The sequence below is a fragment of the Tabrizicola sp. genome, assembly GCF_030373185.1.
Lineage (GTDB): Bacteria > Pseudomonadota > Alphaproteobacteria > Rhodobacterales > Rhodobacteraceae > Tabrizicola.
Window position 1 is genome coordinate 24,321 of sequence record NZ_JAUCZH010000005.1, and the last position, 23,594, is coordinate 47,914.

Sequence of the window (23,594 nt, forward strand, 5' to 3'; positions counted from 1 at the left end):
TACCTTCGGGCGAAACGGGGGATCACATGACCGGCACATGGGCAAACATGACCGCTTCGGAACTGGGGCGCGAGATTGGCAACGGCCGCATCCATCCTGTGGAACTGGCCGAAGCCTTTCTTGATGCCATCGACAGCCACCCGCTTTCGCCCCGCATCTACACCCGCACAACCGCCGCCCGCGCACGAGCCGAGGCGATGTCCGCCGCCGCGCGCGCCAAGACAGGTCTGCGCAAGGGACTCTTGGATGGCGTGCCGATCAGCTGGAAAGACCTTTTCGACACGGCAGGGACCGCGACCGAGGCAGGTTCGGCCCTGCTGAAAGGCCGCACCCCCGCCCGTGACGCCGCCGTATTGGAAACAGCTACGCTTCAGGGTCTGGTCTGCCTTGGCAAGACGCATATGTCCGAGCTTGCCTTTTCCGGTCTGGGGCTGAACCCCGTCACGGCTACGCCGCCCTGCCTGAACGATGACCGCGCGGTGCCGGGCGGGTCTTCCTCTGGCGCCGCTGCGTCGGTCGCCTTCGGCCTTGCCCCGGCGGCCATCGGGTCTGACACCGGCGGGTCGGTCCGTATTCCTGCCGCCTGGAATGATCTGGTCGGCCTGAAGACCACTGCGGGCAGCCTGCCTTTGACCGGGACCGTTCCGTTGTGCGGGATGTTTGACACCATCGGCCCCCTTGCCCATTCGGTCGAGGATTGCGCCCATATCCTTGCCGCCTTGCATGGCACCCGGCCGACAGACCTTTCGGGCATTGATCTTTCCGGCCTGCGTCTTGCCGTGCTGGAAACCGTGGCACTGGATGACTTGCGCGACCGCCCCGCCGCAGGGTTTGACGACGCGGTGACCCGCCTTGCGCGCAATGGCGCGAAGATCGACCGGATTTCTGTTCCCGAACTGGCCGAGGCAATGGGGCTTTCCGCCATCCTCTTTACTGCCGAGGCCTATGGCATCTGGCACGATACAATTGAAAAAGCACCGGAAAGGATGTTCCCGCGGATATTGGAACGGTTCCGGTCCGGTGCGAATTTCACCGCGATGGATTACGTCGCCGCATGGCGCCGTCTGCATGCCATCCGTGCGGTCTGGGCAGATCTGACGGCCGCCTTTGACGCGGTGATCCTGCCGACCGCCCCCATCCTGCCGCCTGATGCCAACCGCCTGATGACCGATGACGCCTATTACATCAGTGAAAACCTGCTGGCGCTTCGAAATACGCGGATCGGCAATCTGATGGGGCTTTGCGCCCTTACCCTGCCGACATCGCAGCCATCCTGCGGGATCAGCCTGATGGCCGCGCCGGGGGCAGAGGCGCGGCTCTTGCGGCTGGGGGCGGCGGCAGAACGGGCGCTGCGGTAGGGCAAGGAATTTCCGCGCGGATTCTTCGCTGCGCGCTTCGCCTCTGCCAAAAAGCCACAGCCCGGCCTGCCAACCCTCTAACCGGGTTGGTTTTTCTGGACGTTGGCCACATCGCTCGCTATCGTTGGATGAAATGGGGCGCATAGACCCCGACCTTGAGGCAGCAATGGCGTTTCCTGAGCGGTTTTCGAACCTGCCAGACTATGCGTTTCCGCGCTTGCGGAAGCTACTTGACGCGCACCCCCCCGGCGGTGCGCCCATTGCCATGACCATTGGCGAGCCGCGCCATGCCATGCCGGACTTTGTCGGCCCTATCCTTGCCGCCAACCTTGCGGGCTTTGGGGTTTACCCTCCGAACGACGGCACCCCGGAACTGTTGTCCGCCATTTCTGGCTGGATCGCGCGGCGCTATGGCGTGACCGTGACCGAAGATCGGCTAATGGTCCTCAACGGCACGCGCGAAGGGTTGTTCAATGCAGCAATCGCGCTTTGCCCGGAAATGAAAGCCGGGAAAAAGCCGGTCATCTTGATGCCGAACCCGTTTTATCAGGTCTATGCCGTGGCCGCGCTGACCGTGGGGGCGGAACCGGTTTATGTTCCCGCAACCTCAGCCACTGGCCATCTGCCGGATTACGGCAGCCTGCCGCAGGACATTCTGGACCGGGTGGCCCTTGCCTACATCTGCTCGCCCGCCAATCCGCAAGGCGCTGTCGCCTCGGCAGATTATCTTGCCGACCTGTTGGCGCTGGCCGAAAAGCACGATTTCCGCGTCCTCGCTGATGAGTGTTATTCCGAGATCTGGCGCGCTGCCCCCCCGCCGGGCCTGCTCCAGATCGCCCAGCAGCAAGGCGCCGACCCCGAGCGCGCGCTGGTGTTCCATTCGCTGTCCAAACGGTCGAACCTGCCGGGCTTGCGGTCCGGCTTTGTCGCCGCTGGCCCCGAATGCATGCTGCGCCTGCGCCAGTTGCGTGCCTTTGCCGGGGCGCCACTGCCGCTGCCGCTGCAAAAGGTGGCCGAGGCCTGCTGGCAGGACGAGGCCCATGTCACCGCCTCGCGCAAGCTTTATCAGGCGAAATTCGCCGGGGCCGACCAGATCTTTGCCGGGCTGCAAGGCTATCAGGCCCCCGATGGCGGCTTTTTCCTGTGGCTGCCGGTTGAAGATGGCGAAGCGGCGACGCTGAAACTTTGGCGCGAAACGGGGGTGCGGGTTCTGCCCGGCGCCTATCTGTCGCGCGATGCCGGGGGCCAGAACCCCGGCAAGGGATATATCCGGGTCGCGCTTGTCGCCCCGGCAGAAGAAACGCAGCGCGGGCTGAGCCAGCTTCGCGACTGTCTATACGGGTGAGGTAAACATGGCATCCTTTCAGGCACGGCAGCGCGATCCGCTTCTGGATCAAGGCACACAGGCAATGCTGGAACGCCGCGGGCGCGAGCTTGTTGGGCTGGTCCTCATCCTGCTGGCACTTGCCTTTGCCTTGATGCTGGGAAGCTACTCCCCGGACGATCCGGGCTGGATGGTTGCTACCGAAGAACCGGCACAGAATTTCTTTGGCCGTTTCGGAGCGGCGGTCGCGTCGACGCTGATCATCCTGATCGGACAAGGCACATGGGCCATTCCGGTGATCCTTGCGGTCTGGGGCGGCCGGTTCATGGCGCATCGTGGCGGCGAAAGGGCGCTGGGGCGAGTGGTCTTTGCCGTGATCGCCGTCGCGCTGGCGTCGATTTATGCCGCGACTCTGGTCCCGGGGGCGGATTGGTCACACTCCTTCGGTCTGGGCGGGCTGTTCGGCGATACCGTGCTGGGGTCGCTGATCGGTGTCATGCCGGGGTCGGCGGGTTTCGGGTTGAAACTTCTGTCGCTGCTGACGTTTGCCGGCCTTTTGGCGATGCTGCTTTACGTCACCGGTTTCGATATGGCCGAGTTGCGGATGATGTGGCGGTTTCTGATTGTCGGGTCGATCATGGGCTATTCGGCGCTGGCCTCCGGGCTTGGCACTGGCGCCCGTGGTGCCGTGGTGGGTGCGCGTGCGATGCAAGAGCGCGCCCGCAACCGCTCTGCCGTGGTGTCATCGGCGCCGCTGGGGCGCGAGGCCAACCCGGCTCGTCGGTCCATGCCCCCGGTTACCGGTTCCGGAATGACCCCCGAACCTCTGCGCGCCAACCCGGCTCGCGTAGCGCCCGCCGCGCTTCGCGCCGATATCCGGGCCGAACCCCGGGCCGATCGGCCCGGCCTTGCACCCGAACCCGCGCCGGTGCGTGAAAAGACAGGCTTCCTTGCCCGCCTCCGCCGCGCCGCGGATCCGCAGCCCGAACTGGTGGAACAACACCTGTCCGATGCGGCCTGGGATGCAACCCTGCCCAGCGAAGACCGCATAAAGGCCCGCATATCCGATGTCATCCGCAACCGGGTTCAGCGCGCGCCCGATCCCGTGCCGCAAGCCTCCGCCGCGCGGATGGAGCCGCCGGTGGTGCGCCCGCGTGGCCCGGTTGTCCTGATGGCCGACACCCGGCCGCTTGGAGCCCCGCCACGTGTCGCCGTTCCGCCACTGACCGAAGAACCCCAATGGCAATCGGATATGACAGAGGAAGATGAAGGCCTTCCGGCAAACATGTTCGCCGCAGACAGCGCATGGGATGAGGACGAGGATGACAGCCTGATCGACGACGATCTGCCCAGTCCGCGCCTTTTTGCCGGCAGCGCCGACCGCCGCGCCGTTGTTCAGCATGCGGCACGCAAAGCCGCCCCGTCACGTCAGGCCTTGGCGGAAACCCAGCCCGGCCTGCGGTTTGACGAGGTGGCTCCGGCCTATGAGCTTCCACCGCTGAACCTGCTGTCCGCCCCCGTCGCCATCCAGCGCACCCAGCTTTCCGACGAGGCGCTGGAAGAAAACGCGCGGATGCTGGAAAGCGTTCTGGACGATTACGGTGTGAAGGGTGAAATCACCGCTGTCCGCCCCGGTCCGGTCGTTACCATGTACGAACTGGAACCCGCGCCGGGCCTGAAGGCCAGCCGGGTGATCGGCCTTGCCGACGATATCGCGCGCAGCATGTCGGCGCTTTCCGCCCGCGTTTCCACCGTTCCGGGGCGCACGGTCATCGGGATCGAACTACCGAACGCGATCCGCGAAAAGGTGGTCTTGCGAGAAATCATCTCGGCCCGCGACTTTGGCGACAGCCAGATGCGCCTGCCGCTTGCCTTGGGCAAGGATATTGGCGGCGAGCCTGTGGTGGCGAACCTTGCCAAGATGCCCCACCTTCTGATCGCCGGGACCACCGGTTCGGGCAAATCCGTCGCGATCAACACCATGATCCTGTCGCTTCTCTACAAGCTGACGCCCGAGGAATGCCGGTTGATCATGATTGACCCGAAAATGCTGGAACTGTCCGTCTATGACGGCATCCCGCATCTTCTGTCCCCTGTCGTCACCGACCCGAAGAAGGCCGTGGTGGCCCTGAAATGGGTCGTCGGAGAGATGGAGGAACGTTACCGCAAGATGTCCAAGATGGGCGTGCGCAACATCGAGGGCTACAATGGCCGCGTGCGTGAAGCGCTGGCCAAGGGCGAGATGTTCAAGCGCACCATCCAGACCGGTTTTGACGAGGAGACCGGTGACCCGATCTTCGAGACCGAGGAATTCGCCCCCGTGGCGCTGCCCTATATCGTGGTCATCGTGGACGAGATGGCCGACCTGATGATGGTGGCCGGCAAGGAAATCGAAGCCTGCATCCAGCGCCTTGCCCAGATGGCCCGCGCAAGCGGCATCCACCTTATCATGGCAACGCAGCGACCCAGCGTCGATGTGATCACCGGCACGATCAAGGCCAACTTCCCGACCCGGATCAGCTTTCAGGTCACCTCCAAGATCGACAGCCGCACGATCCTTGGCGAACAGGGCGCCGAGCAACTGCTTGGCATGGGCGACATGCTTTACATGGGCAACGGTGCCAAGATCACCCGGATCCATGGCCCGTTCGTATCGGATGAGGAAGTGGAGGAAATCGTCAACCACCTCAAATCCTTCGGCCCGCCGGTCTATATGTCCGGCGTGGTGGAAAGCCTGGATGATGAGCGTGACAACGAGATTGACGCCGTGCTTGGCCTGAATTCCGAAGGCGACGATACGCTTTACGATCAGGCCGTTGCCATTGTCGCGCGGGACCGCAAATGCTCCACCTCTTACATCCAGCGCAAACTTGGGATCGGCTACAACAAGGCCGCCCGACTGGTGGAACAGATGGAAGATCAGGGCGTCGTCACCCGCGCGAACCATGTCGGCAAACGGGAAATTCTGGTGGAAGAGCGTTGAAGTCGGCCTGATCCTGCCATCGGCCGATTTGCGCAAAAGAGCCCCGCAGACCCTGTCGGGCCGTCCTGCGCATCCCGATGAAGTCGTGGCAGCGATTGCCTTTCCCTGTTCGGCAATGGCCTTGATGCTCATTTGAGCAACATCACGATCGATGGCGCATCGACGATCATCGATGTGCCAACTCTGGCCTTTGGCTAAGGCGCTGTGGCTTGTCTTTTGGCCCGTGTCGGCCAGACTTCCAGGACACCGCAGAAGATGACCAACGCTCCGCCGATCACTTCGTTGGGTGCAAGGCTTTCGCCCGCGAACATCGCCGCGGTCAAAGAACCGATAATCACCTCGGGCATCAAGAGAATGCCGACCCGTGCCGGATCAAGCCGAAGCGTTGCCCACATCAGGGCGGCGATTGACAAGCCCCACCAGACCCCCCCGGTCAAAAGGACGTAGCCCGCGACGGTCACGAGGTCAGCTGTGGCGATCCTGGGCAGGGGTTCGAGGAACGGCGCGAAAATGAACGAGGTTGCGGTGGCGCCAACGGCGAACAGGAATGCTGCTGATCCCGGCGGAACCTGAGACTTCAGGCGCATACCCGCCGTTGCCACCGCCCAGATGAGCCCGCCTGCAAAGGCCATCCATTCCCCCAGACTGTCTGGAAGCGGGATTTCACCTTCACCGCCCAGCATGATGAACAGCCCGGCAAACCCCACGGCTATCGCGACCAGTCGCAACTTGGGAACGTGCCAGCGCAACACATACCTTGCGATCAGAACGCTCCAGACGGGGCTGAAGAACCACAGCAACACGACAAGCGCTACTTTCCCGTAAAGAAATCCGATCGAGTAAAGTGCGAAAGCCGCCCCGCCAAGCAGGATTGATGCCATTCCCAGCGGATTTTCATCACGAAATGAACGTTTTCCACCGATGATGCCCGGAAGCAGGAAAAGCGCGGCGGCCAAGGTGATCGCACCCGTTCCCCAGGCCCCATCAAGCCCAAGCTCGGCGATGGCGCGCACCGGGAGCCAGTAGATTCCCCAGAAAATGCCGGTGCAAAGGACAATTGCAGAGGCCCAGAAGGTTGTGCTCATGTCTTGCCGGATCCTGTCATGGTGATCTTTCCTGACCGCAGTGATACCGGCCGAACGCGTGCCATGTTCCGTTGTCTTTCCATCGGGCCGCTTCAGGATGTTTGCGGGGGGCAAAAGAGCTTGCGCGTGGATCTCTGTCTCTTTGCCCGTGTCGGGCCATGCGCGCTGGCACAGCTAGACCGCCAGCGCTGTCGTCTTCACGACGGTCCGCAAGGCAAAGGACGATTGCATCTGCCGCACCCCGGGCAAGCGAGACAGGAACTGGCGGTGGATGCGGGCGAAATCTTCGGTGTCTTCGGCCATGATCTTCAGCAGGTAGTCCGCGGTTCCGGCCATCAGGTGACATTCCAGCAGGTCCGGCACCCGGGCCACTTCACGCTCAAAGGCGTCAAGCAGGTCTTCGGCCTGGCTTTGCAGGGTGATTTCCACGAAGACCGTGGTAAGACGCCCCATCTTGCGGGTGTCGAGCAGGGCCACATAGCCGGCGATATACCCGTCGTCCTCCAGCCGCTGAACACGCCGGTGGCAGGCCGAGGGTGACAGGTTCACCATTTCGGACAACTCGGCGTTTGTAATCCGGCCATCCTTTTGCAGGACGGTCAGGATGCGGCGGTCTGTGGCGTCAAGATCCATGTTTCTGGTGGGTTCTTCGAAGAAATCCGGATTATCCGAAGAATCCTACTGCCGATTTTCCGACAAGTCACTCAGAATTCAAAGTATTGCCGCCTGAACAGGCAAAGACTGATCCCACAAATGAAAAGTTACGGGATCAATCCCGCAGGGAGAGAATCATGAAAATCGGTTGCCCGAAGGAAATCAAGCCGCAGGAATTTCGCGTTGGCATGACGCCGGACGCGGCGCGTGAGGCGGTCGGCCATGGTCACAAGGTGATCATCGAAAAGGGGGCAGGCGTTGGTGCCGGCTTCACCGACGCCGACTACAAGGCGGCGGGGGCGAAGATCGTCGATACGGCAGACGAGGTGTTCGAAAAGGCCGACATGATCGTAAAGGTCAAAGAGCCCCAGGCGGTCGAGCGCAAGCGTCTGCGTGAGGGGCAGGTGCTGTTCACCTATCTGCACCTTGCGCCCGATCCGGCGCAGACCACGGATCTCTTGAAATCCGGTGCGACCTGCATTGCCTATGAGACGGTCACGGATGACCGGGGCGGACTGCCCCTGCTTGCCCCGATGTCCGAGGTTGCGGGGCGGCTTGCGCCTCAGGTGGGTGCCTGGACCTTGCAGAAGGCCAATGGCGGGCGCGGTGTGCTTCTGGGCGGCGTTCCGGGTGTCTTGCCGGCGAAGGTGCTGGTGATCGGCGGCGGTGTCGTGGGGACGCATGCCGCCAAGATCGCGGCCGGGATGGGGGCGGATGTCACGGTCATTGACCGGTCAATCAACCGACTGCGCTATCTGGATGACGTGTTCGGCGGGCAGTTCAAGAACGCCTATGCCAGCGCAGGGAACACCATCACGCTGGCGCGTGAGGCAGACCTGATCATCGGTGCGGTGCTGATCCCGGGGGCAGCAGCACCCAAGCTGATCTCCAAAGCCCAGCTGAAGGAACTGAAGCCGGGCGCGGCGCTGGTGGATGTGGCCATCGACCAGGGCGGTTGTTTCGAGACGTCAAAAGCCACCACCCATCAGGATCCGATCTACGAGGTGGACGGGATCATGCATTATTGCGTGGCCAACATGCCCGGCGCGGTGGCGCGGACCTCCACGCTGGCGCTGGGAAATGCAACGATGCCCTTCATGCTGGCCTTGGCCGACAAGGGCTGGAAAATGGCCTGCGCCGAGGACCGGCATCTTCTGGCAGGGCTGAATGTGCATGCGGGCAAGCTGACCTATGAGGCGGTGGGGGTGGCGCTTGGCCTGCCAACCATTCCGGCGGCGGAGGCGTTGAACTTCTGACGACGGAAAACTGTCGGCCTGCCGTAAAACCTGGGACCATGCACAGGTGACCCATGACTCTCTTCGGCCAGAAGCCTTCGACGCTTATCCTCTGGGTCATCCTGGCCTTGCCGGCCCTTCCGCTTCTGGGGCCGCTTTTCGGGGATGACGCCCGGGCGTTTCATCGCCTGCTGCACCCGACCGGAGAGTGGGCGGCACGGCTCATGATCATCGGCATGATGGCCTCGGGTCTGATGCTGCTGTTCAAGGGCCGCAGTTGGCCGCGCTGGCTGGTCCACCATCGCCGCGACATCGAGGTGGCGGCCTTCGTTTATGCCGCGCTCCATACCATTGTCTATGTGGTTGACCGTGGCAGTCTTGACCGGATCTTGGCTGCCTTGCAGCACGTTGAAATCTGGACGGGCTGGCTGGCGATGCTGCTGTTTCTTCCGCTGGTGATGTCATCGAACAATGCTGCCCAACGCTGGCTGCATGCGGGCTGGAAGTCGCTGCAACGGCTCGCCTATCCGGCGGCGGTTCTGGTGCTGATCCACTGGGCCGCCTTGCACAACTGGGGCAGTTGGCCCGCCGCAGCGGTTCATTTCGGCCCGCTGCTGGCGCTTTGGGTCTACAGGTTCTGGTTCTGGTATCTGCGCCCGCGGCCGACGCCAGCGACCTGACATGCAAAAGGCCCGCAAGACTGATCTTGCGAGCCTTGCCAGTCTGACCGCAGATGGCTCAGGCTTTCTTCAGCTCGGCCAGGATATCCTTCAGCAGGTCATTGTCCGTAGGCCCGGCCGGAGCGGCGGGGGCATCTTCCTTTTTCGGCATCATCCGGTTGACCGCCTTCACGATCAGGAACACCACCCAGGCCACGATCAGGAACTTGATCACGGCGTTGATGAAGTTACCGATGTTGAAACGTGCGTCTCCCACCCCGAACCCCCAGGACGAGAAATCAATTCCGCCAATGATCAGGCCGATCATGGGATTGATAAGATCTTCCACCAATGATCCGACGATGGCAGTAAACGCAGCGCCGATGACGACACCGACGGCAAGATCAAGCACGTTGCCGCGCGCAATGAAGGTCTTGAATTCGTTAAGCATTCCTCGGTTCCCTTTTGCCGCCTGCCTTGGTTGGCAAGCATTCTGATTGCACAGGCGCGCAGGCCCGCCGAAACTATCGCACAGCCAGAGGCGGTTTCGAACGGGGAATTTTTCACTAAGCTTGGCCATCAGTCCTTGAAAGGAGCCTGCCTTGCCAGAGCTTGCCAATCATCCGATCACCCGGCGCTGGCCACCCCGCACCCCGGGGGCCATTCAGCTTTATTCCCTGCCGACACCGAATGGAGTGAAAGCATCCATCGCGCTGGAAGAAACCGGGTTGCCCTATGACGCGCATCTGGTGGACTTTGGCCGCAACGACCAGATGTCGGCAGAATTTCTTAGCCTCAATCCCAACAACAAGATCCCCGCGATCATCGATCCGGCCGGTCCGGCGGGCGTGCCGCTGGCGCTGTTCGAAAGCGGGGCGATCCTGCTTTTTCTGGCGGAAAAGTCGGGCAAGCTGATCCCTGTGGGCAAACATTGGGAAACGGTTCAGTGGCTGATGTTCCAGATGGGCGGCATCGGGCCGATGTTCGGCCAGCTTGGCTATTTTCACCATTTCGCGGGCAAGGATGTGGATGATCCCCGCCCCAAGGAACGCTACCGGGCCGAGGCGGAACGCCTGTTGAAGGTGCTGGACGGGGCTCTGGCGGGGAAAGACTGGATTGTCGGCGAATATTCCATTGCCGATATCGCGATCTGCCCATGGCTGCGGACCCTGCGGGACTTTTATCAGGCGGCCGATATCGCGGGCTGGGGCCAGTTGAAACACGTTCCGGCCTATCTTGACCGCTTCCTTGCCCGCCCTGCCGTGCAGGCCGGATTGGTGCAGCCGCCCCGGGTTTGATTGCCGGGGTTTGATCGCCGCGCCTTAACCCCGGGGCGCGGCGGCGCGGCGCAGCCGGTCATTGATGGCGCGGCCAAGACCCCGCTCTGGCACCGGCGCAAAGGCGATGTGGCCAGCCGGGCCAGCCAGCCGGTCCGCCTCGCGCAGGGTCTGGAACAGCCGCGCTGCCGCCTCGACCAGATCACCCGATTCAGACAGCGAAAGCGCGCCCCTGACCGGGCCAAAGCCGACCAGAACTTCACCGGGTCGCGCCGTTACCGCGTCAAGCCGTACCCCAGCCTCGGGCGCATAATGCGACGCCAGCTGACCGGGCGACGTGGGCTTTCCCGCATCCCCGGCCATGCCAAGGGGTCGGCCCAGCGCCGCCTCAAGTGCTTCGAGCGGAAGACCGCCGGGTCGCAACAGCACCGGGTGAGAGTTGGTGTCTGGGTCAGCCAGCACGATCGTCGATTCCAACCCGACGGCGCAAGAACCGCCATCCAGAACGGCGGCAATCCGGCCACTCAGACCTTCCAGCACATGCGCCGCCCGGGTCGGGGACACCCGCCCCGACGGGTTGGCCGAAGGCGCCGCGACCGGGCCGCCAAAGGCGCGCAGCAGGCGTTGCGCAAGGGGATGTTCCGGCACCCGGACAGCAACGGTCGAAAGCCCCGCCGTCACCAGTGGCGACACGCCCGCATCTTCCCGCAGCGGCAGCACAAGGGTCAAAGGCCCCGGCCAGAACGCAAGCGCCAGATCACGCGCGACCGGGCCGACAATGGCCACCGCTTCAACCGCCGCCAGATCCGGCAGATGCACGATCAGCGGGTTGAAACTTGGCCGGCCCTTCGCCTCGAATATCCGCGCGACGGCATGGTCTGACCGTGCATCGCCGCCCAGCCCGTAGACCGTTTCGGTCGGAAAGGCGACCAGTTCGCCCTGCCGCAACAGCCTTGCAGCCTCGGCGATCCCGGCGTCATCTGGGGCAAGGGTTGCGGTCATGAGTTGCAGGCCATCGGGTTCGGGTCAGCTATCTGACGCAGCGTCCGCCTTGAAGGGGGGCGTGAAAGGGATAGCGTCTGATTGGGCGTCCATACGGCAGCCCCCCCATTTTGCCAAGCCTTTGACAGGAGTTCCCAATGCCCTATCGCGCCCCGCTCAAGGATATCCGCTTCATCCTCGATCATGTGGTGGGGTTTGAACAGGTCACCGCCACCGCGCGTTTTGCCGCCGCCACACCCGACATGGCCGACGCCATCCTGACCGAGGCGGGGCGGATTGCGACCGATGTCCTTGCCCCCCTGAACCGTGCGGGCGACACGCACCCCGCGCGGCTGGAAAATGGCGCGGTCCTGTCGTCTCCTGGGTTCGCCGAGGGCTACCGCGCACTTGCGACTGGGGGCTGGGTCGGCATTGCGGCAAGCCCCGAATATGGCGGCATGGGTCTGCCGATTTCCCTTGCGCTTGGGGTCGATGACATGATGTCCGGCGCCTGTCTTGCGCTGCAACTGAAGCCGCTTTTGACAAAGGGCCAGATCGAGGCGCTGGAACATCATGCCAGCGATGCGATCAAGGCACTTTATCTGCCAAAGCTGACCTCGGGCGAGTGGTCCGGCACGATGAACCTGACCGAACCGCAAGCCGGGTCCGATGTCGGCGCCTTGCGGGCCAAGGCGGAACCGGCGGGCGATGGAACCTACCGGGTCAGCGGCCAGAAGATCTATATCACCTGGGGCGACAGCGATCTGGTGGCGAATGTCTGTCATCTGGTGCTGGCGCGTCTGCCGGGTGCCGCCGAGGGGACCAGAGGCATCAGCCTGTTCATGGTGCCGAAGTTCATTCCCGATGCGGCGGGAAACCCCGGACCTCGCAACAGCCTGCGGGCGATCAGTCTTGAACACAAGCTGGGCATCCACGGCAGCCCGACCTGCGTGATGCAGTTTGACGGGGCAACCGGCTGGCTGGTGGGCGAGCCACACAAGGGCATGGCGGCGATGTTCACGATGATGAACAACGCCCGTCTTTCGGTGGCCGTGCAAGGCGTTGGGGTGGCCGAGGCCGCGCTCCAGCAGGCGGTGGCCTATGCCTCTGACCGGCGGCAGGGTGCGACCCCGCTTGCACCGGATGGTGCGATCATTGACCATGCCGATGTGCGGCGGATGCTGGCATCGATGCGCGCCGAGGTCTTTGCGGCCCGGTCCATCGCGCTGTCCTGCGCCGTGGCCATCGACATGGCAACTGCCATCGGCAGCGCCGCCTGGCAGGCAAGGGCGGCACTTCTGACCCCCATCGCCAAGGCGTATGGCACTGATATCGGCTGCGAGGTGGCGCATCTGGGCATCCAGATTCACGGCGGCATGGGGTTCATCGAAGAAACCGGCGCGGCACAATTCCTGCGTGATGTGCGGATCACGCCGATCTACGAAGGCACCAACGGGATTCAGGCCATGGACCTTGTGGCCCGCAAGATGGCCGATGGCGGCGAGGCCGCGTTCCGGCTGATCGACGAAGTGCTGCGTGACACTGACGCCGCGCGCGCCAGCCTTCCCGACCTTGCCGCAGATGTCTGGCAGGCCGCCCATGCCCTGCGCGAGGCGACCTCGGCGCTGTTGGCCCAACCTCTCAACGACCGTTTTGCCGGGGCGGTGGCCTACCTGCGCGGCTTTGCCCGGGTGCTGGGCGGCCATGCGCATCTGAAAGCCGCGCTGGCAGACCCCGCAAGGTTGCCGTTGGCCCGGGTGATGATCCGCCGCCTGATGCCTGAACATCTGGCGCTTTTTGCGCAGGCGCGCGAAGGTGCCGCCGGGCTTTATGCCCTGACCCATGAGGATTTCGCCGCGTGACCGAAGGCATCCGCCACCCGTTCGACACCCCGCCCCCGGAAGGCGGCGCTGTCGAAGTGGCCCCCGGCGTCCTTTGGCTGCGCCTGCCGCTGCCGATGGCGCTGGACCATGTGAACATCTATGCGCTTGATGATGGCCCCGGCTGGACGATCATCGACGCCGGCCTGTCGTCGCGCCGGACAAAGACCATCTGGGAAAAACTGCTGGCCGGCCCCTTGCAGGGCAAACCCGTGACCCGGGTGATCCTGACCCACCACCACCCCGATCATGTCGGCCTTGTCGGCTGGTTCCAGTCCCAAGGGGCGGAACTTCTGACCACCCGGACCGCATGGCTTTACGCCCGGATGCTGACGCTTGATGCGCAAGACCGCCCCGCGCCCGAAGCGCTGAGCTTTTACCGCCGCGCGGGGCTGTCCGAAGCCGATCTGGCCAAGCGTGCCGCTGAACGCCCGTTCAACTTTGCCGATGTTGTCGACCCGATGCCGCTTGGCTTTACCCGCCTGACCGAAGGCGCGCGCCTGACCATCGCCGGGCGCCAGTGGGGCGTGCGTATCGGCCACGGCCACGCACCCGACCATGTGACCCTTTGGTCGGATGACGGGATCATTCTGGGGGGTGATCAGTTCCTGCCCGGCATTTCCGCAAATATCGGCGTCTATCCAACAGAACCCGAGGCCGACCCGCTGACCGACTGGCTGGACAGTTGCCGCGCCTTCATGCCCCATGCCAGCGATCGTCAGCTTGTGTTGCCGGGCCACAAGCTGCCCTTCACCGGCCTGCCTTTCCGGCTTGGCCAGATGATTGAAAACCACGAAAGCGCGCTGATCCGGCTTTTGGATCACCTGTCCATCCCCCGAACCGCCGCCCAATGCTTTGTGCCGCTTTTCAAGCGCGAGGTCGGGCCTGCGGAATTCTCGCTTGCGCTGGTCGAATCGGTTGCCCATCTGAACTGCCTATTGCGGCGTGGTCTGGTTTTGCGTTCCCTGACCCCTCAAGGTGCATGGGAATGGGAACGTCAGGGATGACGACGACAGCGACCAAACGGAAAGCAAGACGCATCAAGAGCCCGGCCGAACGGGCGCATGACCAGTTGGTTCTTTATATCCGGGACTTCGAATCCCGGCTGGACGCCGAACAGGAAATCACAATGGGCTTTGCCGGGGACGCAACAGGCGTGTTGCGCATCGAGGGCATCGGCTTTTTCCCGCCGGATATCGTCACTTTCTACGGGATGGATGAGACAGGCACCCGGACTCAGCTGATCCAGCATGTCAGCCAGCTTTCCGTGACGCTTCGCGCCATATCGAAGGATGATGAAACCGACGATCCGCCTCGCCGCATCGGGTTTCAGCTGACCACTGGCTGGACGGGTGGCGGTTCGGGGGATGCTTCGGCCTGACGCGGCGAATTGGCCGCCCCCGCCCCCCGTGACAGGCCCGGAAGAATAGGCTATTGGGCAGGAAAGAGACAAAAGGGAACCTCGCCATGGCTGACCACAACGCCGAACACAAGCACGGCTCGATGGATATCCGCGACCACGAAAAGACCTTTGCGGGCTTCATTCGCATGTCGATCTGGGTGACCGGAATTTCAATCGGGATCTTGGTTTTCCTTGCTCTTGTGAATTCCTGATCGCGTGGCTGTGGGCGGTGTGATGCTGCGTCTTGCGCTTGGCCTTTTTGCCCTGCTGGGCCTTGCTGCTTGTGGCGCCGAACCCAAATGGGCGCCGGAGGAACAGGTTCAGGCCGCGCGCCATGTCGCAGAAGAGCAGACCCACATCACGCTTTACACGGTGGTGAGCAAATCCTCCGGGTCCGGGGCGCATTCCGCCATTCTGGTCAACGGGTCAGAGCGTTTGATCTTCGACCCTGCCGGAACCTGGATGCATCCCCGCTTGCCGGAACGCAACGATGTCCACTTCGGGATGACCGACAAGGCCATCGCCTTCTACGTCGATTACCACGCCCGCAAGACCTATGACGTGATCGAGCAAAAGATCTTTGTTTCGCCCGAGACGGCTGAACTTGTCCTGCGCCGGGTGAAAGATTATGGCGCTGTGCCAAAGGCGATGTGTACGGCGGCCACCTCGACGGTCCTGCGCGGGGTTCCGGGGTTCGAATCGCTGCCCTCGACCTGGTATCCCAAGAAGCTGTCCACCGCTTTCGGGGCATTGCCGGGGGTCAGCACGCGCCTGATCACCGACGACGACGACGACAGCAATCATGGCGTCCTTCTGGTGCAGGCCAACGGCAACCCGCTGGAATAGACGGGCAGGTTCACCGGGCCGGGCAAAAACCCTTTGAGAGTTTGCAGGTCTTTTCCAAAGGATTTGCGCCTGCTCGCCCGTTGCGTTGCACTTGCGCCCCCCGCAACTTGCGGTAGGGTCGGCAAACCCATTTGGCGTCCAGAAAGGCACCGGATTTGCGCATTTTCGGGGTCATCCTTGCTGGCGGTCAGGCCCTTCGGATGGGCGGGGCGGACAAGGCTTTTGTCCCGCTGGCCGGAAAACCGCTTCTGGCCCATGTGCTTGACCGGCTGGAGCCGCAGGTTGAGCGGATGCTGATCTCGGCCAATGGCGATCTGGCGCGTTTTGCGGCCTTCGGCTGCAAGGTCATTCCCGACGCTGCCCCGCAAGGCCCGCTTTCCGGCATCCTTGCTGCCCTTCTCCATGCGGCTGATCTTGGGGCGACACATCTGGTGTCATCCCCGGTCGACACACCTTTCCTGCCCGGCGATCTTGTGCCGCAGCTTTTGCTGGCGGCCGAACAGTCGCCCGAGGGTCTGGCGCTTGCGCGGACGGTTGACGGCGATCACCCCGCCACCGCGCTTTGGCCGGTGGCGTCGGCCCCGGCGCTCGCCGATTTCCTGGCCCGGGGTGAGGCCAAGGTCACCCGCTTCACCACGGCCCACCACGCCGCCCGTGCCAGTTTTCCTGACGCCCGCGCCTTCATGAACCTCAACACCCCCGAAGACCTTGCCGCCGCCGAGGCGCTGTTGACGGGTGACGCATGAAGATCTTCGGCGTGATCGGTTGGAAGAACTCGGGCAAGACCAGCCTGATGGAACGTCTGGTGGCAGACATCACCGGGCGCGGCTTTTCGGTCTCTACCGTCAAGCATGTCCATCATACCGTGGACCTTGACCAGCCCGGCAAGGATACCTTCCGCCACCGTGCGGCAGGCGCGCGCGAGGTGGTGCTTGCCTCGGCCGACCGTTTCGCACTTATGGTCGAACACCGGGGGCCGGAGCCGGAACTTCCGGCGATTCTTGCGCGGCTGGCCCCGGTCGATCTGGTGCTGGTCGAAGGCTACAAGCGCGACGCCCACCCCAAGCTGGAAGTCTGGCGGTCCGAGACTGGCCAACCTTTGATTCAGGCTGCCGACCCGCTGGTGCGTGCCGTGGCCACCGATGCCAGCCTGTCCCTTCCGGTCCCGGTTCTGGATCTGAACGACACCAGGGCCGTGGCCGACTTCATCCTGCGTGAGGCGGGTCTTGCAGTTTGACCGGGTCATAGTGGTCGACTGGTCGGCGGCAAACCTGCCCACCAGCCCGACAAACCGGGCGAATGCGGTCTGGATCGGCTGCCATGACAGTGAAGGCGGGATCGAATGGCATCATCGCACCCGCGCTGCCGCCGAAGCCCAGCTCGGAACGCTGATCGAAACCGCCCGGAACGATGGCCTGCGGCTCTTGATCGGCTTTGACTTCGCCATGGGCTACCCTGCGGGTTTTGCCGCCCGGCTGACCGGCAGTCCAACCGCCCGGGCCGTCTGGCGCTGGCTGGCCGAGGCGGTCAGCGACGGGCCAGACAACCGCAACAACCGCTTTGCCGTGGCCGCGCGGATCAATGCCACGTTCTCCGAAGGCCCTGGCCCGTTCTGGAGCCACCCGACCGGCCAAAGCTGGCCCGGCCTGCCCTTCCGGCGCGCGGGCATTGACTATGCGGCCCTTGGCCTGACCGAATACCGCGCTGCCGAAAGCGCGGTTCCCCGCGCGAAAAGCCCGTGGATGCTGTTCAACCCCGGCTCAGTCGGGTCGCAAAGCCTGCTGGGCCTGCCGATGATCGATCGCCTCGGCAAGAACCCAGAAGTTTCGGTCTGGCCTTTCGACAGGGCAATCGACGCCCGCGTCATGGTTGCCGAAGTCTATCCGTCGCTTCTCGCCGGGCCGGTTGCGATCCTTGCCAACGCCCATGGTCTTCCGGCCGATCAGGCGCAGGTCCGGCTGCTGTCCCGTGCGCTTTACAATCTTTCGTGCCACGGCCGCCTTGCGCCGCTGCTGGACACGCCCCCGGAAGCGCAAGAGGAAGGCTGGATCCTTGGTGCCGGCCACGCCCCCCTTCTGGAGGAGGCGCTGGGATGGGCGTGACCATCTTCGCGGGCCTGCATACTCATCTGCGCCCGAAAGCCGCGCGGATCTATTGGGAAGCGTTCGGCGGCAAGCTGGGCCGTGTCCTTGGCCCCGAACCCCGCGCGCTGGCTTTTCTTGAACGGGTCATCCGTGCCGACCTTTGCCTTTCTGCCGTCGATGAGTCCGGTGCGCTGGTTGGCATGGCCGGTTTCAAGACTCCATCCGGCAGTTTTGCCGGGGGAAACTGGTCCGACCTGATTGCAATCTACGGCCCCGTTGGCGGACGGTGGCGCGGGTGGCTGCTTCGGGCGCTAAGTCAGGATTCTGACAATGACCGCTTTCTGATCGACGGCATCTGCGTGGACCGCAAGCACCGTGGCAAGGGGATCGGAACCCATCTGCTGGCCGCGCTTTATGACGAGGCGGCGGCGCGCGGCTACCGGTCGATCCGGCTGGATGTGGTCGATGCCAACTGGCGGGCGCGCGCGCTTTATGAGCGCGAAGGCTTTCTGGCGACTCAGACACAGACCATCGGTCTCTTGCGCCATCTTTTCGGATTTGCGGCGGCGACCACAATGGTGCGCCCGCTGCGGTCGCCGGGTCCGTGAAGGTCCGGAACGCCAGCTCTCTTGCCGCCGGACGCAGGGCCTGTCAGAACATCATCAAATTTCCACGGGCGAGGACCAGACCATGATCACCAAGCGCGAATTCTACATCAACGGGGAATGGGTCGCACCGCAGGTTGCGCGGGATTGTCCGGTTATCGACCCGTCAACGGAAGATGCCTGCGCCATCATCTCTCTGGGCAGCGAGGCTGACACCAACGCCGCCGTTGCCGCCGCCAATGCCGCGTTTCCGGCTTGGGCGGCTACCGACCCGGCTGAACGCCGCCGCGTCGTGGAGGGGATCCTTGCGCAATACTATGCCCGCAAGGAAGAAATGGCCCATGCGATCAGCCTTGAAATGGGTGCGCCCATCGACATGAGCCGCGACGATCAGGCGGAATGTCTGCCGTGGCACCTGAAGAACTTCCTGACCGCCTTTGACCATATCGAATGGATCCGCCCGCTTGGCCCCCATGCGCCCGACACCCGGATTGCGCTGGAACCGATTGGCGTGGTCGGGCTGATCACGCCTTGGAACTGGCCGATGAATCAGGTGACGCTGAAGGTGATTCCGGCGCTTCTGGCGGGTTGCACCTGCGTCCTGAAGCCGTCCGAGGAATCGCCTCTGTCGTCGATGCTCTTCGCTGAATTCTGTCATGACGCGGGCGTGCCTGCGGGCGTGTTCAACCTTGTGAACGGTGACGGTGCCGGGGTGGGCAGCACGCTGTCCAGCCACCCGGATGTGGAAATGATCAGCTTCACCGGATCAACCCGCGCCGGGCGGGCAATCTCGGCCGCTGCGGCACAGACCTTGAAGCGGGTTACGCTGGAACTGGGCGGCAAGGGCGCGAACCTTGTCTTCGCCGATGCCGATGCCCGGGCAGTGGAACGCAGTGTGCGTCACATGATGAACAACTCGGGCCAGTCGTGCAATGCGCCCAGCAGGATGCTGGTGGAACGCCCGTTCTACGACCGCGCGGTGGAAATCGCGGCCGAGGTCGCGAACTCGATAAAGGTCGGCCCGGCAAGCGAGCCGGGCAAGCATATCGGCCCGGTGGTGAACAAGCGCCAATGGGATCAGATTCAGGGCTACATCCAGAAAGGCATCGATGAAGGTGCGCGGCTGGTGGCTGGTGGCCTTGGCCTGCCCGAAGGGATGAACAAGGGCTTTTACGTCCGCCCGACGATCTTTGCCGATGTGACCCCCGGAATGACCATCGAGCGCGAGGAAATCTTCGGGCCGGTCATGTGCATGATCCCCTTCGACACCGAAGCCGAAGCGGTCCAGATCGCCAATGACACGCCCTACGGGCTGACGAATTATGTCCAGTCGCAGGACGGCGCACGGCGGAACCGGCTGGCGCGCGTCCTGAGGGCCGGGATGATCGAGATGAATGGCCGTTCTCGGGGTGCCGGCGCGCCCTTTGGTGGTATCAAGGCTTCTGGTCGCGCTCGTGAAGGCGGCATCTGGGGGATCGAGGAGTTCCTGGAGGTCAAGGCAATCTCTGGCTGGGATGTGTCGCAGGATGTAGCTGCGGAGTAGGCGGTTTCTCAAAGGAAACCGTGTCGGGGCCTTGAAAGGCCCCGACGCATGGGCAAACTTGACACTTGTGTCGATTCCTGTTGGCATGGTGGCAACGGAGGCCCCCATGACCCAGCACCCGCGCCTTATGTCGCCCCTGCGCTTGCGCGATCTGACCCTGCGCAACCGCATCGTCTTTGGTGCGCATACCGCGAACATGTCGGATCAGGGCATGCCCGGGCCGCGTTTCGGAAAGTACCTGCTGGAGCGCGCGCTGGGCGGGGCGGCGATGATCGTGGCCGAACCGGTGCCGGTGCATCGGACCGGCGTGCTGACCCGCGGTAACTTCCTTCATTCCGACGATGCGGTGATTCCGGCCTTTCGGACCATCACCGATGAGGTGAAAGCCGCAGGCGCGGTGATCCTGCAACAGCTTTACCATGTCGGCGCGCATGGCGATGCCGACCTCAGCTTTGCGCCGCATTGGTCGCCCTCGGGCGGGCCGTCGTACCACGACAGCGACGGCAGCCACGCGATGACCGAAGCCGAGATCGAGGAAGTTCTGGAAGCCCATGTCGCAGCCGCCGTGCGGGCCAAGGCAGCCGGGTTTCAGGGGGTGGAGGTCTGGGCGGCCTATCACTCGATGCTGGACCAGTTCTGGACACCCTGGTCGAACCAGCGGACCGACCGCTGGGGTGGCAGCCTTGAAAACCGGACGCGGTTCTCGCGCGAGCTGATCGAGCGGGTGCGCCGGGCCTGTGGCGAAGGGTTCATCGTCGGTCTGGCGATCAGCTATTCCACCAGCTACGACGTGACGCTTCAGGCCGAAGCGCTGTGCGAAATCGTCGATCTGCATGACCGGACCGGGCATGTGGATTACGTCACCGTAGGGGCCGGGTCATACCTTGAATTCGAGGCGATCATCCCGCCCTTCACCCATGCCGAAAAGCTGACAACGCCCCTGACCCAGCAGTTGAAATCGCTGGTCAAGCACGCGGTCATCACATCCGAAGCCGGGGTACGGACGCCTGAGAATGGCGAGGCGATCATCGGCTCGGGGCTGGCCGATCTGGTCAGCATTGTCCGGGGGCAGATTGCCGACCCCCACCTTGCGCGGAAGGTGGCCGAGGGGCGGGCAACCGATGTGCGGGGCTGTATCAGCTGCAACCAGATGTGCTGGGGGCGCAGAAGCCGGGATTACTGGATTTCCTGTCTGGTCAACCCTTCTGCCGGGCGCGAGTTCGAATGGGGCGGCGACCGGTTCTCACCCTCGACAGATGCCAAGGATGTGTTGGTGGTCGGCGCTGGCCCGGCCGGGCTGGAAGCCGCGCGGGCGGCGGCGGAACGCGGCCACCGGGTCGAACTGGTGGAGGCGGCCCCGGTGATTGGCGGGCAGTTCCGGCTGGCCGGGATGCAACCCCGGCGCGGGCAGATTCTGGACCTGATGGACTGGTATGAACGGCAGTTTGCCAAGCTGGGGGTCCGGCTGCGGCTGAATACCTTCCTTGATGAGGCTGATCTGGCGGCGCATGGGGCCGGGGTGGTAGTGGTCGCCACCGGGTCTTTGCCCGATGAGACCGGATTTCAGCGCTGGGTGCCGGCGGAGCCGACCTTGCCGGGGATCGAGGCGGGGGGCGTCTGGTCCCCCGAGGCGGTACTCAGGCGTGAGGCGCGGCTGGGCGATGCCGTCGTGATCTATGACGAAGGCGGCAACTGGCGCGGGGTCGGCACGGCCTGGGCCTTGGCCGAACAGGGCAAGCGGGTGACCGTGGTCACGCCCGACCCCTTTGTCGGCAAGGAAATCGCGCGCACCGCCGCTGATGGGCCAGTGCGGCGGCGAATGGGCGCCTTGGGCGTGCGGATGTTGACCGAACATTGTCTGACGCGCTGGCATGGCAACGGGGTGACGGTGCGGTCATTCCTGACCGGGCAGGAAGAAACCATCGCCGCCTCGGCTCTGGTGATGGCAACGACGAACCGGGCGTTCGATCCGTTTCCGGTGGCGGTTCCCGGCAAGACCCTGCACCGGATCGGCGATTGCGCGGCGCCGCGCTTGGCGGCCTATGCGTTTCACGAAGGACGCAAGCTTGGTTTGACGCTTTAGAACGGCACCGGGGCGGTAAAGCTGACCCTTTCGCCGGTGGCGGGGTGGTGCAGCGACAATGTCTCGGCGTGCAGCATAAGGCGGGGATAATCGCGGCTGGTTTCCGGCGCATAGATCTGGTCCCCGATGATCGGATGGCCAAGCGCCAGCATATGCACCCGCAACTGGTGGCTGCGCCCGGTGTGCGGGGTCAGCCGGACACGGGTTTCGGTCTGGCTACGGACGATCACTTCCCAGTCGGTCACGGCGGGGCGGCCATTGAGGTGGTCAACCTTCTGGCGCGGACGAAAATCCCAGTCGCTGCCCAATGGAAGATCTATCCGGCCGCTGTCCGCCGCGATGTGGCCGTGAACCCGGGCGACATAGGTCTTTTGTGCGCGGCGGTGTTCAAACTCTTGCCCCAGAAAGCCCTGCGCCTGCTTGGTGCGGGCAAAGATGATGACGCCCGACGTGTCGCAATCCAGCCGGTGAACCACAAGCGCATCCCAGCGGGAGGCTTGCAGACGGGTGATCAGGCAATCCTGCCGACCTTCCAGCTTGCCGGGGACCGACAGAAGGCCGGCGGGCTTGTCGAGGACAAGGAGCTGGGCATCCTCATGCAGGAATTGCAGGGGGGTCTCCGGCGGGTCATAGGCGAAATCGGGGATCAGCGAGGGTTTATGCAATCCGATGCCCCTTTGCCGTCAGGCGGCCGTGAAGATGGCGGATATGGGCGGGGCCAACCTCGCAGCAGCCGCCTATCAGCGTGGCCCCCTGCGCGACCCACCCAAGCGCAAAGTCGGCGTAGCGCTCGGGCGTAAGGTCATGGCGCGCGCCATAGGCGGGGGCGGATGTGCCGTGGGTGTGGGGCTCGATCTCGGAAAAGCCGTTGGCATAGGCCCCGAACGGCAGACCAAGGGGTTTGAGCGCGGCAAGGGCCGCCGACATCGCCTCGGGCATCGAACAGTTGGCAAGGATGGCGTCGGCGGGGGTTTCCCGCAAGACATCCGCCAAGGCCGCGACGGGCTCACCCGAACGCAGTCTGGTGCCGTCACGGTCCTGCACCGAAACCGACAGCCAGACCGGGCGATCCGTGGTGCGCGCGCCCATCAGCGCCCCCCGGGCCAGATCAAGCGACGAGATCGTCTCGATCAGGATCAGATCGACATGCGGAGCAAGCAGGCGGGCCTTTTCAGCGTAGACTGCGGCGGAGACCGTGACCGGGGGCGTCAGGTCGGGGCGATAGCTTTCGCCCAGCGGACCCATGGACCCGGCGATCAGGCCACGGCCGGCGGTGGCGCGGGCCTCATGCGCCTCGGCCAGCGCGCGCAGGTGGAGGGCGTGATAAAGCGAATCCAGGCCATGGGGCAGAAGCCGGTCATGCAGGATGTTGTAGGTGTTGGTGGTCGCAAGGCTGGCCCCTGCGGCGAAGTAGTCTTCATGAATGGCCCTGACGAGGCCCGGATGATCCAGCATGACCCGGGTGGCCCAGAGCGGGCCGGGATCAGCGCCAGCACGGGCGATCAGTTCCTGGCCCATGCCGCCGTCAAGCAAGTTGATTGTTGTCATGGTCTGGTTCCTTTGGCTGACCGCCGGGGGGGTTCACACCCCCCGGA

23 protein-coding genes are annotated in these 23,594 nt (G+C 63.9%); 17 read left to right on the forward strand and 6 right to left on the reverse strand.

Annotated features, from left to right (window positions below; genetic code table 11):
* The first annotated feature begins 26 nt into the window (after window positions 1-26).
* The 3 genes from QUV21_RS11135 to QUV21_RS11145 all read left to right on the forward strand — a co-directional run bounded on the left by QUV21_RS11135 (window position 27) and on the right by QUV21_RS11145 (window position 5,665).
* The gene (locus QUV21_RS11135; protein WP_300854968.1) at window positions 27-1,358 is read left to right on the forward strand and encodes an amidase family protein; all 1,332 of its coding nucleotides are present in this window, start codon (window positions 27-29) and stop codon (window positions 1,356-1,358) included.
* A gap of 166 nt (window positions 1,359-1,524) precedes the next feature.
* Window positions 1,525-2,703, forward strand: coding sequence for an aminotransferase class I/II-fold pyridoxal phosphate-dependent enzyme (locus QUV21_RS11140; protein WP_300854970.1), 1,179 nt, complete (start codon window positions 1,525-1,527; stop codon window positions 2,701-2,703).
* 7 nt (window positions 2,704-2,710) lie between these two features.
* Entirely contained in the window at window positions 2,711-5,665 is a 2,955-nt protein-coding gene (locus QUV21_RS11145) for a DNA translocase FtsK (RefSeq protein WP_300854971.1), read from the forward strand.
* A gap of 194 nt (window positions 5,666-5,859) precedes the next feature.
* Here the strand turns inward: QUV21_RS11145 and QUV21_RS11150 are convergent, their stop codons facing one another.
* Window positions 5,860-6,750, reverse strand: coding sequence for a DMT family transporter (locus tag QUV21_RS11150; RefSeq protein WP_300854972.1), 891 nt, complete (start codon window positions 6,748-6,750; stop codon window positions 5,860-5,862).
* A gap of 174 nt (window positions 6,751-6,924) precedes the next feature.
* Window positions 6,925-7,383, reverse strand: coding sequence for an Lrp/AsnC family transcriptional regulator (locus tag QUV21_RS11155; protein ID WP_300854974.1), 459 nt, complete (start codon window positions 7,381-7,383; stop codon window positions 6,925-6,927).
* A 158-nt stretch (window positions 7,384-7,541) separates the two neighbouring features.
* On the opposite strand from QUV21_RS11155, the gene ald reads away from it, so the two are divergent.
* Window positions 7,542-8,660, forward strand: coding sequence for an alanine dehydrogenase (gene ald / locus QUV21_RS11160; protein ID WP_300854975.1), 1,119 nt, complete (start codon window positions 7,542-7,544; stop codon window positions 8,658-8,660).
* 53 nt (window positions 8,661-8,713) lie between these two features.
* Window positions 8,714-9,319 (forward strand): ferric reductase-like transmembrane domain-containing protein, encoded by a 606-nt coding sequence (locus QUV21_RS11165; RefSeq protein ID WP_300854976.1) that lies wholly within the window; start codon window positions 8,714-8,716, stop codon window positions 9,317-9,319.
* A 58-nt stretch (window positions 9,320-9,377) separates the two neighbouring features.
* Here QUV21_RS11165 and mscL read toward each other — a convergent pair whose 3' ends face one another.
* The gene (gene mscL, locus QUV21_RS11170; protein ID WP_300854977.1) at window positions 9,378-9,749 is read right to left on the reverse strand and encodes a large conductance mechanosensitive channel protein MscL; all 372 of its coding nucleotides are present in this window, start codon (window positions 9,747-9,749) and stop codon (window positions 9,378-9,380) included.
* A 151-nt stretch (window positions 9,750-9,900) separates the two neighbouring features.
* On the opposite strand from mscL, the gene QUV21_RS11175 reads away from it, so the two are divergent.
* Window positions 9,901-10,596 carry a glutathione S-transferase N-terminal domain-containing protein gene (locus tag QUV21_RS11175; protein WP_300854978.1) on the forward strand — a complete coding sequence of 232 codons (696 nt, stop codon included), beginning with the start codon at window positions 9,901-9,903 and terminating at the stop codon, window positions 10,594-10,596.
* A gap of 24 nt (window positions 10,597-10,620) precedes the next feature.
* On the opposite strand, the gene QUV21_RS11180 is transcribed toward QUV21_RS11175, so the two are convergent.
* Entirely contained in the window at window positions 10,621-11,577 is a 957-nt protein-coding gene (locus QUV21_RS11180) for an L-threonylcarbamoyladenylate synthase (RefSeq protein ID WP_300854979.1), read from the reverse strand.
* A gap of 137 nt (window positions 11,578-11,714) precedes the next feature.
* Here QUV21_RS11180 and QUV21_RS11185 point away from each other — a divergent pair, with 137 nt between their 5' ends.
* From QUV21_RS11185 to QUV21_RS11235, 11 genes are all read left to right on the forward strand, one after another.
* Entirely contained in the window at window positions 11,715-13,418 is a 1,704-nt protein-coding gene (locus tag QUV21_RS11185) for an acyl-CoA dehydrogenase (RefSeq protein ID WP_300854981.1), read from the forward strand.
* Window positions 13,415-14,443, forward strand: coding sequence for an MBL fold metallo-hydrolase (locus tag QUV21_RS11190; protein ID WP_300854982.1), 1,029 nt, complete (start codon window positions 13,415-13,417; stop codon window positions 14,441-14,443). The genes QUV21_RS11185 and QUV21_RS11190 overlap by 4 nt, the downstream gene beginning before the upstream one ends.
* Window positions 14,440-14,817 carry a DUF6173 family protein gene (locus QUV21_RS11195; protein ID WP_300854983.1) on the forward strand — a complete coding sequence of 126 codons (378 nt, stop codon included), beginning with the start codon at window positions 14,440-14,442 and terminating at the stop codon, window positions 14,815-14,817. Before QUV21_RS11190 ends, QUV21_RS11195 begins: the two co-directional genes overlap by 4 nt.
* 86 nt (window positions 14,818-14,903) lie before the next feature.
* Window positions 14,904-15,050, forward strand: coding sequence for an aa3-type cytochrome c oxidase subunit IV (locus QUV21_RS11200; RefSeq protein WP_300854984.1), 147 nt, complete (start codon window positions 14,904-14,906; stop codon window positions 15,048-15,050).
* Between the two features lie 22 nt (window positions 15,051-15,072).
* A complete protein-coding gene (locus tag QUV21_RS11205; protein WP_300854986.1) occupies window positions 15,073-15,684 on the forward strand; it encodes a hypothetical protein in 612 nt (203 codons plus the stop codon).
* A gap of 155 nt (window positions 15,685-15,839) precedes the next feature.
* A complete protein-coding gene (mobA, locus tag QUV21_RS11210) occupies window positions 15,840-16,430 on the forward strand; it encodes a molybdenum cofactor guanylyltransferase MobA (RefSeq protein ID WP_300854988.1) in 591 nt (196 codons plus the stop codon).
* Window positions 16,427-16,921 (forward strand): molybdopterin-guanine dinucleotide biosynthesis protein B, encoded by a 495-nt coding sequence (mobB, locus tag QUV21_RS11215; protein ID WP_300854990.1) that lies wholly within the window; start codon window positions 16,427-16,429, stop codon window positions 16,919-16,921. Before mobA ends, mobB begins: the two co-directional genes overlap by 4 nt.
* Window positions 16,911-17,786 carry a molybdopterin guanine dinucleotide synthesis gene (locus QUV21_RS11220; RefSeq protein ID WP_300854992.1) on the forward strand — a complete coding sequence of 292 codons (876 nt, stop codon included), beginning with the start codon at window positions 16,911-16,913 and terminating at the stop codon, window positions 17,784-17,786. The genes mobB and QUV21_RS11220 overlap by 11 nt, the downstream gene beginning before the upstream one ends.
* On the forward strand, window positions 17,777-18,376 hold the full coding sequence (locus QUV21_RS11225) for a GNAT family N-acetyltransferase (protein WP_300854994.1): 600 nt from the start codon (window positions 17,777-17,779) through the stop codon (window positions 18,374-18,376). Before QUV21_RS11220 ends, QUV21_RS11225 begins: the two co-directional genes overlap by 10 nt.
* An 82-nt stretch (window positions 18,377-18,458) precedes the next feature.
* On the forward strand, window positions 18,459-19,916 hold the full coding sequence (locus QUV21_RS11230) for an aldehyde dehydrogenase family protein (protein WP_300854996.1): 1,458 nt from the start codon (window positions 18,459-18,461) through the stop codon (window positions 19,914-19,916).
* Between the two features lie 106 nt (window positions 19,917-20,022).
* Entirely contained in the window at window positions 20,023-21,999 is a 1,977-nt protein-coding gene (locus QUV21_RS11235) for an FAD-dependent oxidoreductase (protein WP_300854998.1), read from the forward strand.
* On the opposite strand, the gene QUV21_RS11240 is transcribed toward QUV21_RS11235, so the two are convergent.
* Window positions 21,996-22,664, reverse strand: coding sequence for an RluA family pseudouridine synthase (locus tag QUV21_RS11240; protein WP_300855001.1), 669 nt, complete (start codon window positions 22,662-22,664; stop codon window positions 21,996-21,998). The genes QUV21_RS11235 and QUV21_RS11240 overlap by 4 nt on opposite strands.
* The gene (locus QUV21_RS11245; RefSeq protein ID WP_300855003.1) at window positions 22,657-23,547 is read right to left on the reverse strand and encodes a homocysteine S-methyltransferase family protein; all 891 of its coding nucleotides are present in this window, start codon (window positions 23,545-23,547) and stop codon (window positions 22,657-22,659) included. Before QUV21_RS11245 ends, QUV21_RS11240 begins: the two co-directional genes overlap by 8 nt.
* Between the last annotated feature and the right edge of the window lie 47 nt (window positions 23,548-23,594).